9 protein-coding genes and 2 pseudogenes are annotated in these 16,355 nt (G+C 58.6%); 6 read left to right on the top strand and 5 right to left on the bottom strand.

From position 1 onward, the window contains the following. Positions 1–27 precede the first annotated feature (27 nt). The gene (locus tag IE038_RS22290; protein ID WP_189396308.1) at positions 28–195 is read left to right on the top strand and encodes a DUF6026 family protein; all 168 of its coding nucleotides are present in this window, start codon (positions 28–30) and stop codon (positions 193–195) included. 79 nt (positions 196–274) lie between these two features. On the opposite strand, the gene IE038_RS22285 is transcribed toward IE038_RS22290, so the two are convergent. Then, a complete protein-coding gene (locus tag IE038_RS22285) occupies positions 275–4,804 on the bottom strand; it encodes a dermonecrotic toxin domain-containing protein (protein WP_189396307.1) in 4,530 nt (1,509 codons plus the stop codon). Between the two features lie 448 nt (positions 4,805–5,252). On the opposite strand from IE038_RS22285, the gene glgA reads away from it, so the two are divergent. From glgA to glgX, 5 genes are all read left to right on the top strand, one after another. Then, positions 5,253–6,812 carry a glycogen synthase GlgA gene (glgA, locus tag IE038_RS22280; protein ID WP_189396306.1) on the top strand — a complete coding sequence of 520 codons (1,560 nt, stop codon included), beginning with the start codon at positions 5,253–5,255 and terminating at the stop codon, positions 6,810–6,812. A 110-nt stretch (positions 6,813–6,922) separates the two neighbouring features. Continuing rightward, on the top strand, positions 6,923–8,992 hold the full coding sequence (gene malQ / locus IE038_RS22275) for a 4-alpha-glucanotransferase (RefSeq protein WP_163939176.1): 2,070 nt from the start codon (positions 6,923–6,925) through the stop codon (positions 8,990–8,992). Positions 8,993–9,189: 197 nt separating this feature from the next. Further along, positions 9,190–9,444 carry a DUF2934 domain-containing protein gene (locus tag IE038_RS22270; protein ID WP_163939174.1) on the top strand — a complete coding sequence of 85 codons (255 nt, stop codon included), beginning with the start codon at positions 9,190–9,192 and terminating at the stop codon, positions 9,442–9,444. A 326-nt stretch (positions 9,445–9,770) separates the two neighbouring features. Further along, positions 9,771–11,987, top strand: coding sequence for an efflux RND transporter permease subunit (locus tag IE038_RS22265; protein WP_189396305.1), 2,217 nt, complete (start codon positions 9,771–9,773; stop codon positions 11,985–11,987). Further along, entirely contained in the window at positions 11,984–14,137 is a 2,154-nt protein-coding gene (glgX, locus tag IE038_RS22260; protein WP_189396304.1) for a glycogen debranching protein GlgX, read from the top strand. The genes IE038_RS22265 and glgX overlap by 4 nt, the downstream gene beginning before the upstream one ends. 165 nt (positions 14,138–14,302) lie before the next feature. Here the strand turns inward: glgX and IE038_RS22255 are convergent. From IE038_RS22255 to IE038_RS22240, 4 genes and pseudogenes are all read right to left on the bottom strand, one after another. Further along, a pseudogene (locus tag IE038_RS22255) lies at positions 14,303–14,482 on the bottom strand (PAAR domain-containing protein); the annotation flags it as partial. A gap of 53 nt (positions 14,483–14,535) precedes the next feature. Next, positions 14,536–14,877 (bottom strand): hypothetical protein, encoded by a 342-nt coding sequence (locus IE038_RS22250; protein WP_189396303.1) that lies wholly within the window; start codon positions 14,875–14,877, stop codon positions 14,536–14,538. 346 nt (positions 14,878–15,223) lie between these two features. After that, positions 15,224–15,496 (bottom strand): annotated as a pseudogene (locus tag IE038_RS24730) (RHS repeat-associated core domain-containing protein); the annotation flags it as partial. A gap of 324 nt (positions 15,497–15,820) precedes the next feature. Further along, on the bottom strand, positions 15,821–16,237 hold the full coding sequence (locus IE038_RS22240; RefSeq protein WP_189396302.1) for a hypothetical protein: 417 nt from the start codon (positions 16,235–16,237) through the stop codon (positions 15,821–15,823). Between the last annotated feature and the right edge of the window lie 118 nt (positions 16,238–16,355).

Genomic DNA, 16,355 nt, shown 5'->3' with positions numbered 1-16,355 from the left:
GTGTTTCAACCCTTTGCGAGACCGACCATGCCCCAAGTACCTCCTCGTGCGCCTGTCACCACACGCTACGTTTCAGTGCGCCGCGAGGAACTGCGTGAGCTCCAGGAAGAAAATGCCCGGCTCAAAGCGCAAGTGATCGCCCTGAGCGAAGCCCTGCAACACCTGCGCGAGCAGGCCCGCAGCACGACAAACTGACCATCGACAGGGCGCGCTTTACCTACAGCGGTCACCACGGGCGCTGGCGGATCGGCCACCCCCCGTGGTGCCCCATGAATCAGGGCAGGCTCAGAAACAGATCGTTTGCGGTTTTCTTGTCCAGTTTGGCGCGATAGATCGCGATGACGTGCCGGCCATCGCTGGCCTGCGCTTTCTGCCATTGCAAGCCTTGTCGCCGTTGCTCACGGGTTTTCACATGGGCAGCACTGAAGTCGTGTTCGGCTGCGTCGGTGCTGGCGTAATGAAAATGGGCATACCAGAGCACCTCACCATCCTTGTCGCGTATTTCGTACTCATCCAGGTAGTCCACCAACCGTTGCTGCTTGTCCTTCAGCGGTTTACGCGTAACGGTACGCGCAATGGTGATCTCGTTCTGCTCGTGCAGGTAGGCCATTCGCGCAGCCGTTGGTAACTGGCGCTTGATCATCTCGATACGAATACGTTTGCCTGCCTGACGCATCTGCTCGGACTTGTCCCATAAGGCCTTGTTCACTTGCTCGACAGATTGCCCCGCCCACGCCTCGTCGGTTGCATTATCGCGAACGAGCGCCGCATCGATCTGCGTGTACAGGTCAATCAAGGGGCGTGCCTGCAATACCAGCAGGTCTTCCATGTCGGAGGGCAATTGGGCGGTCATTGCCTGGGCCTGTGCCCGCGCCATGGATTGATCGGCTTGACGCAACAACGTGTCGGCGCGCGCCAGCAGCGTGCGCAAGGCCACAGCAGCTTGCGCGGCAGGCCGCACAACCGTGGTCGTGGGTAGTTCACGCCATAACGAAGCGTCCGAGGTTTGCTCATAACTGGTAATGACCGTGTTCTCGATCGGGTCCAGGACATCGACAATCGCCGGCTGGCCCGCGCGCCCTTCAGCACGACGCTGCCCGATAACCAGTCGCTGTCCTCGGGTACGGATCAGTGTCTTGCCCCGGCTGGACGGTCCAGGCTTCGGTTTAGGTGCCTTGGGGAGCTGGGTGATCTGTGCAGCCAATTCGTGCAGTGCCTGATCCAGCAGTTTCTGGATCAAATCGTGCAACGGCGCCAGCCACGCCTGATGCTCCGCGAGTTCAAGGCTCTGACGGTAGTTGTCGAGGGTGTCGAGTGATTTTTGATAGTTGCGCACGGCATTATCCAGCAGCCCTACCTGCTCCTCAGCGGAAAAGGCCGGATCCTGAGCATCGATCCTCAACCGGCAGGCCAGCTTGGCCGGCGGAATAACCTGCTCCAGCAACAACGTACTACTGTCTTCGATCTTCAGCATGATGCCGAGGGCAATCGAGTACAACTGCGTTCCGCGCCACGCCAGGGAAGACGACAGACCCGCTTGAAGCAGCTGAATTTCCACCAGGTAGCGAGGGCCATCAGGAAGGGCTTTTTCCAGCAAGGGCGCAAGCGTCTCCATGGCGTAAGTCGTTTCGGCAATTTCCGCGACCTGGGACTGTTGCTTGGCGCAATACCTCTCCAAGAGTGCCCGCTCGGGTGCCGTGTGATCCCCTAGCAGGGCGGGCAACCCACCTCGCCCCCGAACGCTTTCGACCAACCGATCAATCAACTGTTTGACCGCAAACCGCTGCAAGCGCAACTCAGAAGACAACTGCCCCTTGACCAGCATGTGCTGCCTGAGCATGTCGGCCATGATCCGCCGATAGCCGCTGACGGCAGACAATTCATTCAACGTTTGCATGGTGGTGATGACCTGACCGATCAGCACATCATGCTGCCGCAACCGCTCAATCAGATCAGCCAACTCCGTACCGGACAATGCTTCAGCGTGCCTGGGCGCCGCCCCGAGCCTCTGCAGTTGGGCACGTTGGTTTGTCAGTTGCCCCTGTAACTCAGCGATACGTGCCTGCTTGCCCAGTTGGGCCGCACGCATACGGGCATGACCCGGCATTCCACCGCGTAGGCGTAAACGCAAGTCCAAGGTCCAGGAACCATCGGCCTGGCGTCTTAGCCAGGGACCAGGCTCATCCGGCGTGCGGCTGTCAAGGATGCGTACCCCCTCCTCGTCCACGCGAACCGGGTAGACGTCTCCACCCAGCTGAACCCAGGTTTTATGCAGCTGCGAGTAGATCCCATCAGCATCCGGTGAACCGAGCGCGTCGATGGATTTAGGTGAGCGCATGCGCGCCAGTGCCTGAGACTGCGCGCGCGACAACTGGCCTTGAGCCGAGGACCAAGAAAAATCAAGCTGATTGAGCACCGTTCCATTTTGCAATACCGCAGGGGCATCCTCGATGTGCAGCGCTATTGGTGTCTCGGGTGCCTCGGGCGCCTGTTCAATGGCTGCCGCCAAGGGCCTTGCCGGTAACGGCAATGACTCCAGTACAAACATCAGGCTGAACAAGAGATCAAGCAACGCAGGAGCAAGCTGCGCAGGGTTTGTCTGTCCATTGAGTTGCTGTACACCATGGGCAAATGACAGCGCCCAGCCTACCGCCGCCAAAGGACCGCGTACAAAGGGCAACAGGGTGTTGAACAGCAGCCAACTCAGTGTTTGCCAATGGGCGGCACGGTCTTCGGCATTGGAAACAGACTGCCGGTCGGCAATGCGCAACAGTTCCTCGACTGTCCCCTCATAGACCTGTCGAGCCGCCTCACCAGGTAGCGTCAGGCTACTCAACACCACAGGCGCGGGGGTTTCGATGGGTTGGAAGTCCGGTTCAAGCAGGACCCGGCGCAGATGCGGCTCGGTAAATCCGCCATGGTCATAGACGGGTCGTACCTCTTCGGCCAGACGGGAGAGGATGTCGGCCTGCAGTACCGGCTCAGCCACAATGCGCTCCAGCAGTGCCTTGCGGGAGGCAAACTGCATCAGCGGTGTGGCATGCAATGGGCGAAACAACAACAGTGGCCCCGGCAAGGATGGCTCGATCAGGTAGGCGTTTTGCACCCTGTCCGCCGATACGCCCGGTTCAGAGACAAAGGCCAACGCTGACAGGGTGGGGGCCGAGCTCGCGGAAGGCGACGTCAGCGCAACCGCCAACGCATACCCCGCCTCGGTAAATCCATACGCCCCACGAAGGGTGTATTCAAGCGCCAGCAACGGCAGTTGCCCGTACCATTGGGCCCTGAACAACGGGTAGCGCAGTTCAACCTGCGCGCTGTCATCGCGCAGTTGGGTCGCCAGCAAGGCCTGATACTGCCCCCCCGCATCGACGCTACGAACCAGGTGCCTGACATAATCAACGTCGAACCATTCCGGCAACGCTGAAGTACCCCGGGTGCGGACTTCAAGCGCGCCGGGGCGCAAGCTCTCCAGGTTGTCGAGGGCCAGTTGCGTCAGGCTGCGGACACTGGTTTTAATCGTGCCTTGCACCATCAGGTTACCTGCACTGCCTAGCGCTGTACCGATCACCTCATGATTGAGCACTTCGATCTGCTCGATCGCCACCGACTGAGCGTCAGGGTGGTCCTGCAACATCTGTTGCTGCAGGCGCTTCTGGGTGAATACCTCAATCGCTGGGATGCCCTCCAGATAAGAGCGGCCACTCATCACTTCCGGCACCTGTGCCAACCCCTTGAGGCATTGAAGGTAGCGGTCCTGATCGCTTTTGCGTGCGTTCAATAGCCACTCAGGGAGGTGCCGGGACAATTCACGCGCATAATCCGTGACCTGCAACTGCCCGATGGCTTGCATCGAGATCACACTGTCCAGGGTTTCACTGAACGCGTCGGCATCGAGATCCTCGCGCGCGCCCAGCCGGTCAATCCAATGGAGCTGCTGCTCAAGCAACAAACGGGCCTGGGCCTCGAACATGTTGCCAGCAGCGATGGAAACAGAACAGGCTGTCGCAGGACCCTCGGGCCGTTGCCCGACAAGGCTCAGCAACGCCTGGAGTGAACCAAAAGGCTGCAGATAGCCGCTCAGGTCGTATACGTACACCTGGTCATTCTGCTCACCCTCCAGCCCACTGATAATCAGGCTGCTCATCAATTCGCCCGGCGAATCCGGCTCGCCCGACGGTACCCCCAACAGGTATGACGTGACCTTGGCCAATTCCGTGACCAGTAAACGATCCGCCGCGCTGGGGTAGCGGGCCACTTCAGCCAACCGTGCCTGCTGGGTGACGGTAAGACGGCCAGACGCCCTCGCCACCGCAATGGCCGCTACAAAATGCTGCTGCAGCCATTGTTCAATGCCACTGAGCGGTGTTTGCCCCGTGGGTAATGCACGGTTCCAGAACGCGACGAGCGCCTGTTTGTACTCATCAAGAAGCACAGCACCACAGGCATTGATCAGCAGCTCAACGCGATGCAGATCAAGCGTCAGGGCCTGAGGAAATTCGGCGCCCTGTTCAAGCGTCAGGAAGTCATGGTCGGGGGTAAGGTTGTAGGTCGTTTTGCGGGTAGATCGTTGGATCACCGCCTGGGCCAGGCTCATCGCGGTAACCGCCTGGTCAGATACCGGGCCTCGCACGGTGATGTGCAGGGGGTCCAGCGTCGCTGGCAAATGCCACACGGCCCATTGACGGCTCAGTAACTGCTCGGCCACCGCGCCCAGCGTGGGTCGGGCAACAAACAGGTCGGCCAGGGTGATTGTCAGTGAGGCGTGGCGCTCGCGCCATTGCCCGTAGAGTGGGTTTGTCATCAGAAAGCCTTCTTTGAATAGCACCGAAGGCCCGATTTGAGCGTAACGCTACCCAAGCCAAGCGGTATCCTGATACCGCCCCGTAACAAAACCTCTTAACCTTCGTAAAACCCTCACTAAAGTGACCAGCGGGTCACATATTTTGCTCAAGCTCTCCTACACTCAGGAAAGTGCCCGGATAACGTGTGGGGAAATTACCCTGTCGCGCCGGACACATCTGAAAGCCGGGCTGACCACTCAGTAACACCGGGCCAGGGTTCCTGACAACAGGCATACCCCTTTCGCCCTCAGTCTGAAAAACCCCTTCGGCTGGAAGCATCACTGGGTGCGGCGTTTGCATGCAAGAAAACGAACATCTCGACACGACGTATAAAACAGAGAAATCGCTTCACCGAAAATGACTATTTCGGGTGCCATTACACCCGTTTGCATAGGGACGGAGAGACGTATGATTGATGCTGCTGTCGAACCTCATGTAACGCATTTCACGGCTCAAAGCATTGAACCGGCTAGCCCCCCCTTTACACCGGCAGCGACATTATCCAAAGCGGTACCGCAACAAAATCCGAACAAGAAGAAAATCCTGTTCGTGACCTCCGAGATCGCCGACCTGGTCAAGACCGGCGGCCTGGGCGACGTTTCAGCGGCTTTGCCGCGGGCCATGAGCCACCTGCATGATGTGCGGGTATTGATCCCCGGTTACCCGCAAGTCCTGGAAAGCGACAACCCGATTCATCTGGTTGGCGAGTTGGGTGGGCACGCCGCACTGCCACCCTGCAAAATCGGTCGCATGGACCTGGCCGACGGCCTGGTGATCTATGTCCTGATCTGCCCGGAACTCTATCAGCGCGAAGGTACACCCTACGGGGCGAACAATGGCCGCGACTGGCCTGACAACCACATCCGCTTCGCCCGCCTGGGGCTGGCCGCAGCCGAGATCGCTGCCGGCGAGGGCATGGTGCACTGGAAGCCCGACCTGGTGCATGCCCATGACTGGCCAGCCGGCCTGGCGCCAGCCTATATGCACTGGCGTGGCCTGCATACACCGACCCTGTTCACCATTCACAACCTGGCCTACCAAGGCGTGGTCAGCCGAGCGTGCTGCCCGGAACTGGCCATCCCTGAACATGCCTTGCAGCAGGAGGGCATGGAGTTCTACGGCAAGCTCTCTTTCCTCAAGGCCGGCCTTGCCTACTCCAGCCATATCACCACGGTCAGTGCCACCTACGCGCGGGAAATCACCACACCCGCGTTTGGCTGCGGTCTCGATGGTTTTCTTTCGAGCAAGGCACAAATGGGGCTGTTGAGCGGTATTCCCAATGGCATCGACGAGAGCTGGGATTCGGCGACCGATACCCACCTGAGCCACCCCTTCAGCCTCAATGACTGGGAAGGCAAGGCACGTAATACCCAACAAGTACGTACCCTGTTTGGCTTGCAACCCAGCGAGGGGCCACTGTTTGCAGTGGTTTCGCGGCTGGTCTACCAGAAAGGCCTGGACCTCACCCTGGGCGTTGCCGAGTACATCGTCCAGCAAGGTGGCCAGATCGCAATTATCGGTCGTGGCGAGCCGGAAGAAGAACAGGCCATGCGCGATCTGGCCCTACGTTTTCCAGGGCGGATCGGTGTCCGCATCGGTTTCAATGAGACGGACGCCCGACGCATGTTTGCGGGCAGCGATTTCCTGCTGATGCCCTCCCGCTATGAGCCCTGTGGCCTCAGCCAGATGTATGCGCAACGATTCGGCTCACTGCCGGTAGCCCGCAACACAGGGGGCTTGGCTGACACCATCGAGAATGGCGTCACGGGTTTTCTGTTCAATGAGTCCACGGTCGAGAGTTACCGTGAAGCGTTGAGCCGGGCGTTTTACATCTATGCCAAGAAAGACCTGTTGCATGCCATGCGCTGCCGGGCGATGACCCAGCCATTCAACTGGTGCCAGGCGGTAGAACCCTATGCCCGCTTGTATGAGGCATTAGTCGAACGCGCCACCCAGGGTCACTCCTGAGCGCGAGGTGAAGGGCATGCCCAACAGCCCGGCCCACCTTCTGCACCTCGGTACTCACTCGCTGGAGCGCGAAGCCCATTGCTTCGCGCTCTGGACACCGGAGCCTTCCCATGACTGATCACGCACTGCATTTGCTGGCCCATCGTGCTGGCCTGCAAGTGGACTGGACTGACGCAAATGGTTGTCAACAACGGGTTACGGACACGGTGCTGCGTAAAATGCTGGCGGGGCTGGGCCATCCGGCCGACACCCCTTCCGCCATCGAGGCAAGCCTCAGTGCGCTGCTCAAGGCCCATGACGCCAAACACCTGCCACCGCTGCTGACGGCCGATCTGGGCCAGCCGTTGGACCTGTCGAATTATTTTGCCGCTGGCAGCCCGTGCCAGGTGACCCTGGAAGATATGCACGAGCAGTCGCTGCAGCTGGACGCACAGGCCATGCTGCCCGGCACACTACCGATTGGTTACCATCAGGTCACCATCACTGGGCGCGCCTTCACCCTGGCGGTGGCGCCGGCGCGTTGCTACAACCTGGCGGACGCCTTGGGTACTGATACCCCCCGCTGCTGGGGATTGAGCGCCCAGCTCTACAGCCTGCGCCGCCCAGGCGATGGCGGCTTTGGCGACTGCCTGGCGCTAGAGGCGCTTGCTCGCAGCGCTGCCGAACGTGGTGCTGATGCCTTGGCTATCAGCCCAGTACACGCGATGTTTGCCAGCGACACCGAACGCTACAGCCCCTATTCGCCATCCAGCCGACTGTTCCTCAACAGTGTCTATGCCAGCCCAAGCGTTATCTTCGGTGAGCGCGCGGTACGCTTGGCCAATGAAGTCATCGGCCAGGCGGAACTGCAACAGCTCGAAGACCTCCCGCTGATCGACTGGCCCCGCGCAGCGAAGGCCAAGCAACGCCTGTTCGAAGCGCTGTACCGCGATTTCATCCACCAGGAACACCCGCAGTACACCGATTTCATGAGTTTTCGCGAAGCAGGTGGCCAGGCCCTGGAGCACCACTGTCGCTTTGAGGCACTGCTTGAAACCGCCGCACAACGAGGTATGGAGGCTGACTGGCGGAATTGGCCGAAAACCTGGCACAACCCCTACAGTGCGGAGGTCGCAGCCTTCGCCGAGCAACATGCCGATCGGGTTACCTATCATGCGTTCTGCCAGTGGCTGATCGCCCGTGGTCTCGAACGCGCCCAGGACGCTGCCCGTAGCAACGGCATGAGCGTCGGCCTGATCAGCGACCTGGCGATCGGTGCCGACGGCGTTGGCAGCCAGGCCTGGAGTCGCCAGGACGAACTGCTGGCCGGCTTCAGCATCGGCGCGCCACCCGACCGGCTCAACCGCGCAGGACAGAAGTGGGGGCTGTGTGCATTTTCTCCTGAAGGTCTGCGGCGCAATGGTTTTCGTGCCTTCATCGAGATGCTAAGGGCCAGCTTTCAGCATGCGGGAGGCCTGCGCATCGACCATGTACTGGGCCTCCAGCGACTCTGGTTGATCCCTCTGGATGGCGAAGCCGGTGATGGTGCCTACCTGCACTACCCACTCGACGACCTGCTGCGCCTGCTGAGCCTGGAGTCGGTGCGACACAAGGCCATTGTGCTGGGTGAAGACCTTGGCACCATCCCTGAAGGCTTGAGCGAGAAACTCGCCGCCCGGGCCATACTGGGCCTTCGCGTGCTGCAATTCGAACAACACGGGCACGGGCAGTTCAAGCCGATCCTGGATTGGCCGGACGATGCGCTGGCGACCAGCAGCACCCATGACCTGCCACCACTGGCCGGTTGGCTGCAGGCCCGTGACATTGATTGGAACCAGCGCCTGGGATTGATCGACGCCATCAGTGAACGGCACTGGCGCGAAACCCGCGCAAAGGAATGCACGGGCCTGCTCAGTATTCTGGAACAGAACTACCACCAATCACTCCCAGACAGCGACGCGATCATCGACGCCTGCGTACGGTTTATCGGCCACACCCGTTCGCCACTGGTGCTGCTGCCGCTGGAGGACGCCTTGGGCATCGATGAGCAGCCCAACCTGCCAGGTACGGTCAGCGGTCATCCAAACTGGCGTCGACGCTTTGCCGTGAACGCCGACACCTTGCTCGATGACCCGGACGCTGCTCGCCGCCTTGAGCTGCTGGCGCAAGCCCGGGAGCAAGCCTTCGAGCGTGACCAATGACCACCCCCATCACCACCTGTCCGCTGCCCGCCTGCGGTCTGCCTGCTGCACGACACACCCTGATCCCGGCACAGACTCGGGACAGTACACGAGTGGCTCTACCCTTTGTCTTGTCCGCTGCCAGCTGTTCGGGAATTGCTGACACATTTCCCGTCTATCTCGTTATCCAGCCTATCGCCTGAAACAGGAGCATCAAGATGAGTGTCGAGGAAAAACGCATTAAAGAATTTGCCTACCTGATCTGGGAGTCAGAAGGTAAACCCGACGGCCAGGAGCATCGCCATTGGGAGATGGCCCGCAAACTTGCCGAGGCAGAAGCCCTGGCGCCCAAGTCCAAACCGCGTAAACCCCAAGCTGCCGCCAGTGCGCCTCCCCGTGCAGAACCTGCTTCGGCTGCCAAACCTGAAGCCGTCAAAAAACCGCGTGCGCCGAAGAAACCGGCCAGTAAGTGACCGCCCTGCCCCATCGGCCTGCCTGTACAGGCCGATGGGGCATCAAGAGGACGTTGCGCTAGCGCCTTGATTCAACGACAGGAAAAAAAGCGCCCGGAAACCTCCACAACGCCTACAGGAACATGTATTTCCTTCCTTCCGAATGGTTAAACCTCCCACAGAAAGCCCTATTCCTACGATACAAGAACAGGAATTACCAACCTCCACCTGCAACTGCTCACAAACATTACGTTTCAATCTGGTTACGCTTGCTCCCCGCACCTTTACCCACTTGGCCCTTGGCGCAGGTGAGTTCAAACGCACCCGAGACAGGAACGTAATCGCTGATGCACGCCTATGCCAACTGGATTACCAACCACCCATGGCGCGTGTTGGCCGTTTCACTCATCATCGCGCTCGCACTGAGCACCGGCCTGGCCCAACTGACCGTGCGCAGTGATAGCCGAATGCTCTTCGCTCAGAAAGAGACCGACCGACTGGCGCTTGAACCGTTTGAGCGTACCTATGGCCGGGACGACACGCTGATCTTCGTGATTGGCGCGCGTACAGGCGACCTGTTCACGGTGCAGCGGCTACAGGCGCTGAATGAACTCACCGATGCAGCCTGGTTACTGCCTGGGGTCACGCGTATCGACTCGCCAACCCATTTCCAGCGGGCCCAAGCGCTGGACGATGGAATGCAGATTGCCCCGCTGTTCCGTGCAGGCGACAGCCTTTCAGCACTGCATGCACGGCGGCTGAAGCACGAAGCGCTGCTGGAGCCCATGCTGATTGGCCGCTTGCTGTCCGCCGATGGGCGAACCGGGCGTGTCACCGTCAACGTTCACTTTCCTCCCGGCTCGGTCACCTCGCAAGCCGCAGCGGCAATGAGCGCCAGCCAGGCACTGGTCACCCGCTTTGCCCTGCGCTATCCAGAGCTGGAAATCGGCCTGTCCGGTTCAATCGCGCTGGACCATGCCGTTGTTGAAGCCAGTACCTACGACCGTACTGTCTTGCTGCCGATCACCGTGCTGGTGCTGCTGGGTATCATGGTGTTGGTGTTGCGCGCTGCCGTTGTTGTGCTGGCTACGCTCATGTCCAGCGCATTGAGTGCCTTATCGGCAGCGGGTTGCGCCGCGCTGTTCGGCATTCCGCTATCATCACCCAGTGTAGCGGCGGCCCCTATCATTCTGATCATTGCCTGCTGTTACGGCCTGCCGGTGTGTATGAGCGTCATGCGCCCGCGCGCCAAGGAACAGTGCAACCGCGATGCCGTCTGCGAAGCGCTGATCACATGCGGGTGGCCAATCACATTGGCCAGCTTGGGCACCACCGCTGGCTGCCTGGCACTGGCGCTCAGCGACCTGCCACCGTTCGCTCACCTGGAGCTTATCGTCGCTGCTGGCGCGATCCTCGCCGGGCTGCTGACCCTTACCGTTCTTCCCGCTGCGCTCTGCGTCCTGCCCTGGCGCCGCCACGCCAGCCCCATGCCTGTCGAGCGTTTGAGCATGGCTATTGCCGAATGGGTAATGCTTTGGCCTTGGCGCGTGCTGGCGATCGTGGGACTGGCCACTACGGGCCTGAGCGCCCTGGTATTTACCAGTACCCTTGATAAACGCTACGCGGGTCACTTCAGTCAGCGTCATGACGTTCGTCAGGCGACCGAACGCTTGAACGAGGCGCTGGGCGGTTTCTACCATTTGGCGTTCTCGCTCGACGCGAACGAACCTGGCGGCATCACCCGCCTCGACTACCTGGAACAGGTCGATCGTTTCGCCCAATGGCTACGCCGGCAACCTGGTGTCACCCACGTCCAGGGGCTTGTCGACATCCTGAAATCGGTCAATCGGGCCATGAACGGTGGTGGCCATGCGCAGTACCGTCTGCCCGACTCACGCGACGATGCCGTGCAGTTTCTCGCCCTTTACGAAATGTCACTACCGTGGGGCACAGACCTGAAACACCAGCTCACGACTGACAAACAGAGCAGTCGCTTGACGGTGAGCCTGGGCGATGTGTCCGCAGTCTCGATGAGGGCACTGCAGGCTGCAGCACACCAGTGGGCGCAAGAGCATGCACCACTGCTCGCACCCTCCGCACACGCCACGGGTACCTCGTTGCTGTTCGCCCCTATCGGCAATCGCAATACTCAAGGTGCCCACAAGGCCCTGCTGGTGGGCACGGTACTGGTCTGGCTGATCATCATGCTCCGAACACTCGACCTGAGCCTGACCAGCACCTACTGGCGCCTGCACCGCCAGCAAGGCCTACCCCCCGCACAGGCCTTGCGCGAAGGCCTGCGCAAGGCAGGGCCAGGGATCATTGCCATGGCCTTCGTCCTGTCCTGCGGACTCGCATGCCTGGCCGTTTCCAGCTTCCTGATCAATGCCTGGATTGGACTTCTGGCATCAGCGACTATCCTGATTGCGTTGTGTTTCGATCTGCTGTTCATTCCTGCACTGATACGGGTATGCAATCGGTCTGCACAACCTTGCGTTCCGACAGCCGAAAACGCAGGGGCCCGATCAACGGACTCATCCCCCATGCTGCAAGGACCTCCATGACGACACCCAAGCCCACTGTTCCCCTACACGAACCCTCACGGCTGCGCGAGGGGCTGCCCTACCCTCTGGGTGCCACCTGGGACGGCCTGGGTGTCAACTTCGCCCTGTTCTCGGCCAACGCGACCAAGGTCGAACTGTGTCTGTTCGACGCTGACGGCCGCGTCGAACTTGAGCGAATCAAGCTCCCCGAATACACCGACGAGATCTACCACGGTTACCTGCCCGATGCGCACCCGGGGCAGGTCTACGGCTACCGTGTACATGGCCCTTACGAACCGGAAAACGGCCACCGCTTCAACCCCAACAAACTGCTGATCGACCCCTACGCCAAGCAATTGGTCGGCAGCGTGCAATGGTCCGAGGCGCTGTTTGGTTATACCGTTGGCCACCCCGACGGCGACCTCAGTTTCGACACCCGTGACAGTGCGCCCTTCGTGCCCAAGTGCAAGGTGATCGACCCGGCGTACACGTGGGGCCGCGATCAGCGAGTCAACGTCCCTTGGGATCGAACCATCCTGTATGAGACTCACGTACGCGGTATCAGCATGCGCCACCCGGCCGTCGCGCAAGTCGAGCGCGGCACCTTTGCCGGCTTGATGTGCGAAGCGTTGCTAAGCCATATCAAACAGCTGGGGGTAACCTCCATCGAACTGCTGCCCATCCATGGGTTTGTCAACGACCAGCATCTGCTGAAGAAAGGCATGAACAATTTCTGGGGCTACAACAGCATCGCCTTCTTTGCCCCCCATCAACGCTACCTGGCCAGTGGCGAGATTGCCGAATTCAAGGAAATGGTTGCGCACCTGCACGATGCCGGGCTGGAGGTGATCCTCGATGTGGTCTACAACCACACAGCCGAAGGCAATGAACAAGGCCCGACCTTGTCCATGCGCGGCATCGACAATGCCTCCTACTACCGCCTGATGCCCGAGAACAAACGGCTCTATATCAATGATTCAGGCACCGGCAACACCCTCGACCTGAGCCACCCCTGCGTACTGCAACTGGTAACCGACTCACTGCGTTACTGGGCCGGCGAAATGCACGTAGACGGGTTTCGCTTTGACCTGGCGACCATCCTTGGCCGCTACCATAGCGGCTACGACGAGCGTCACAGTTTTCTTGTGGCCTGCCGCCAGGACCCGCTGTTGCGCCAGCTCAAACTGATTGCCGAACCTTGGGACTGTGGCCCTGGCGGCTATCAGGTGGGCAACTTCGCCCCTGGCTGGGCCGAGTGGAACGACCGCTTCCGCGACACCATGCGCGCCTTCTGGAAGGGTGACGAGGGGCAGTTGGCAGACTTCGCCTCGCGCATGACGGCCTCCGGCGAACTGTTCAACCGTCGCGGTCGACGGCCTTTCGCCTCGGTGAATTTCATCACCGCACATGATGGCTTCACCCTGCGCGACCTGGTGTCCTACAACCAGAAACACAATCTGGCTAACGACGAGAACAATCAGGACGGCAGCAATCACAACCTGTCCTGGAACCATGGCGTCGAAGGCCCCACCGACAACCCCGAGATCAACGCCCTGCGCATGCAACAAATGCGTAATTTCTTCGCGACCCTGTTGCTGGCCCAAGGCACACCGATGATTGTGGCAGGCGACGAGTTCAGCCGTACCCAGCACGGTAACAATAACGCCTATTGCCAAGACGGCGACATCGGCTGGGTCAACTGGAACCTGGATGAAGATGGCAAAGCCCTGCTCGATTTCGTCAAACGCCTGACGGCTCTGCGCCAGCACTACCCGGTCCTGCGCCGTTCGCGCTTCCTGGTGGGCAGATTCAATGAAACCCTGGGCGTAAAAGATGTCACCTGGCTGGCAACCGATGGCCGCGAAATGACCGATGAGCACTGGCATGACCGCCAAGGACGCTGCCTGGGCATGCTGCTGAACGGCCGTGCGCAGGTCAGCGGCATCCTGCGCCCTGGCGGCGATACAAGCGTGCTGTTAATCGTCAACGCCTACCACGACTCACGCACCTTCATTCTGCCGACAGTCCCCGACGGCAAGCACTGGAGCACCCTGCTCGATACCGCCCGGCCTGCACATGGCAAGGCCAAACGGCTGGCGTTCGGCAGCAAACTGAAGGTCAACGGTCGTTCGCTGTTGCTGTTGGAACTGCACGGGGTCGAGGACGTGTGATTGTTCGGGCTTGTCAGTTCTTGGGCGGTGAGGTGGTCTCATGGGTACCAGAGCAGTTCGGCGAACGGCTCGGTCGCGGGTTGGGGACGGCACTCCCAGGCCAGGGGTGTTGTGATGAGTTGAGATCCAACATACAAGCCCACGACGGCTAGCGAATGGCTGCGCCCCGTGGACCGCTGGCAAACTGCTGCCTTCGACTATAGGGAAAATTCCCTTGTAGAGCGGGCAACTGACGTTATGACCGATACCCGCAATGGGCTTGCCATTGACGCTAGTGCGGGTGAAAGCCTCAAGTACCGCTCCACCAGGGTTGGTGGTGTCGCCTAAACAGATGATGTCCTTCATGTGTCACCTCCTTTCTTACGAAGTCATTCTCCGTAAATTGTCCAGGGGCAACGTCACTTTGCAGCTCTGATTTCTGCTAGAGCTTTTTCCAAAATCCTCATATCAGGAGGATTTTTTTTCGACGCCTTGGATTTTAGCCATGCAGCCTCTTTACGCCTCAACAATTCAATACCTTCCTCAGTAAAATCATTCCTATAATAGGCTCTACCAACACAAGCCTGCCCCACTTCCACCAACAAATTGTTATCTGAAAAATATTTAATTAGTGCTTTTAACATCCTTCTTACGACCTCCTGCGATTCAAAGTCATTAGAAATACTGCCCTCCCCACCAACAAGCTTGTACGCTGAAACCAGCGTTTCAACCTCCCCCCAAACCAAATAATTCTCATCCATATCAAGGAAACCTCCACACTTCAGAAACACCAGAGACAGGAACTAAATCATTATTGCTTCGATTTTTTACATACACCCAACCCGCACTCGCAATTCTTTCCTCCTTCCTTATCTGATCCACTTTACTCGCATGCAAACTAGTCACCTCATAAGCTTTGGCCTGACCATTTTCAATGACTGCAGTATCAACACGACGACGCTCTCCCGTCACAGGATCCCTCACCGACTTCCCATTAGCATCACGCAAATAACACTCACACTGAATAGTAGCCTCTGGGTGTTTGGCTCGTAATTGCTCATTAAGTAGTTTGTGTCGACGCTCGCCCTCAATTGCATTTTTTATCCGCGCCAACCCAAACGGATCAATCCAGAAAACCGGATTCGGCGCATACACATACAGGTTCAGCCCACCCGCATAGCCAATCGGGTCCTTGCTGATAAACCGCCCGACCAAGGGATCATAGTACCGATAGCGGTTGTAGTGCAGGCCCGTCTCGTGGTCGTAGTATTGCCCCTGAAACCGTAGCGGGTTCTGGATGCCTTTGTGCTGGGCCCAATCCGAGTACTGGACCTGGGTTTCTCCCCAGGCCTTGTGCTGCGCGCGCCAGACGATCTCGCCGTATTTCTTAAAGCTTTCGCGGCCATGGCGGGGGATCGCGCCCAGTAGTTGGCCGACTCAGTTGTAGTGGCGGCTGTAGCTCAGGAGGGTCAGTTGGCCGTTCTCTTCGTAAGCATAGGTTTCCTGCTGCTGGACCGCTGAAAATCAAGCTGGCTCCTCTGTACTTTTAGGATCTATTTTATATATCTAGACACATTCAATCTTTTAGAGAGCTCTTAAAAAACAAAACTGGCGAACTTAATAAAAAATCTGTCAAACTTCATCACCATGCCATTATTTAGAGTGGCGTTTTACATCCACGCCACCCCGACAAAAGCCCCTTAACTAGCCAGAAAATGAAAAGTAGCGCTCCATGATTTCAATTGACCTATCAACATCCAACCCTAAAAAACCAATAACCTCCAAAAACCACGACAAACTCTCTCCGAGCCGACCAACATTATTTTCATCAACAACCAACAAACACAAAGCCAGCCTTGCAATTAACGCATCATGAGACTCAAAGTCTTGCAACGCACCCTCACTTTCCAACCTGCCCCACCAAACCTTTGCACATTCTTCTCTGGCCTGACTTAACACCTCACCACTTACATATTTTTTAGATATGGCGACAGGATCGAAATCATCTCCGGAAAATTTTATATCAAAAGCCTCAATGACTTCAATCAAAAAACCGAGATACAACTTGACAGACTGACAACCACTGCCCGGCCAAACAATTGAGCCGATATTAATACTCACTCATCAACCCCCATATGCCTTAAGACATCAGAACAAGAAGAACATACAGGCTTAGGGAAACTCTGAAAAAGGCTTCGAGATTTGGTGAAATACCCGCCTCACAGGAATCGAACGGTTG

Origin of the sequence: Pseudomonas laurentiana (genome assembly GCF_014648275.1) — a bacterium.
Taxonomy (GTDB): domain Bacteria; phylum Pseudomonadota; class Gammaproteobacteria; order Pseudomonadales; family Pseudomonadaceae; genus Aquipseudomonas; species Aquipseudomonas laurentiana.
This window is presented reverse-complemented; position numbering and strand designations above follow the sequence as displayed.

What these genes read in the sequence shown, in the direction of transcription:
- IE038_RS22250 (WP_189396303.1), bottom strand. Translation starts at nt 14,877, where the DNA reads ATGGATGAGAATTATTTGGTTTGGGGGGAGGTTGAAACGCTGGTTTCA.
- IE038_RS22290 (WP_189396308.1), top strand. Translation starts at nt 28, where the DNA reads ATGCCCCAAGTACCTCCTCGTGCGCCTGTCACCACACGCTACGTTTCA.
- IE038_RS22270 (WP_163939174.1), top strand. Translation starts at nt 9,190, where the DNA reads ATGAGTGTCGAGGAAAAACGCATTAAAGAATTTGCCTACCTGATCTGG.
- glgX (WP_189396304.1), top strand. Translation starts at nt 11,984, where the DNA reads ATGACGACACCCAAGCCCACTGTTCCCCTACACGAACCCTCACGGCTG.
- IE038_RS22285 (WP_189396307.1), bottom strand. Translation starts at nt 4,804, where the DNA reads ATGACAAACCCACTCTACGGGCAATGGCGCGAGCGCCACGCCTCACTG.
- malQ (WP_163939176.1), top strand. Translation starts at nt 6,923, where the DNA reads ATGACTGATCACGCACTGCATTTGCTGGCCCATCGTGCTGGCCTGCAA.
- IE038_RS22265 (WP_189396305.1), top strand. Translation starts at nt 9,771, where the DNA reads ATGCACGCCTATGCCAACTGGATTACCAACCACCCATGGCGCGTGTTG.
- glgA (WP_189396306.1), top strand. Translation starts at nt 5,253, where the DNA reads ATGATTGATGCTGCTGTCGAACCTCATGTAACGCATTTCACGGCTCAA.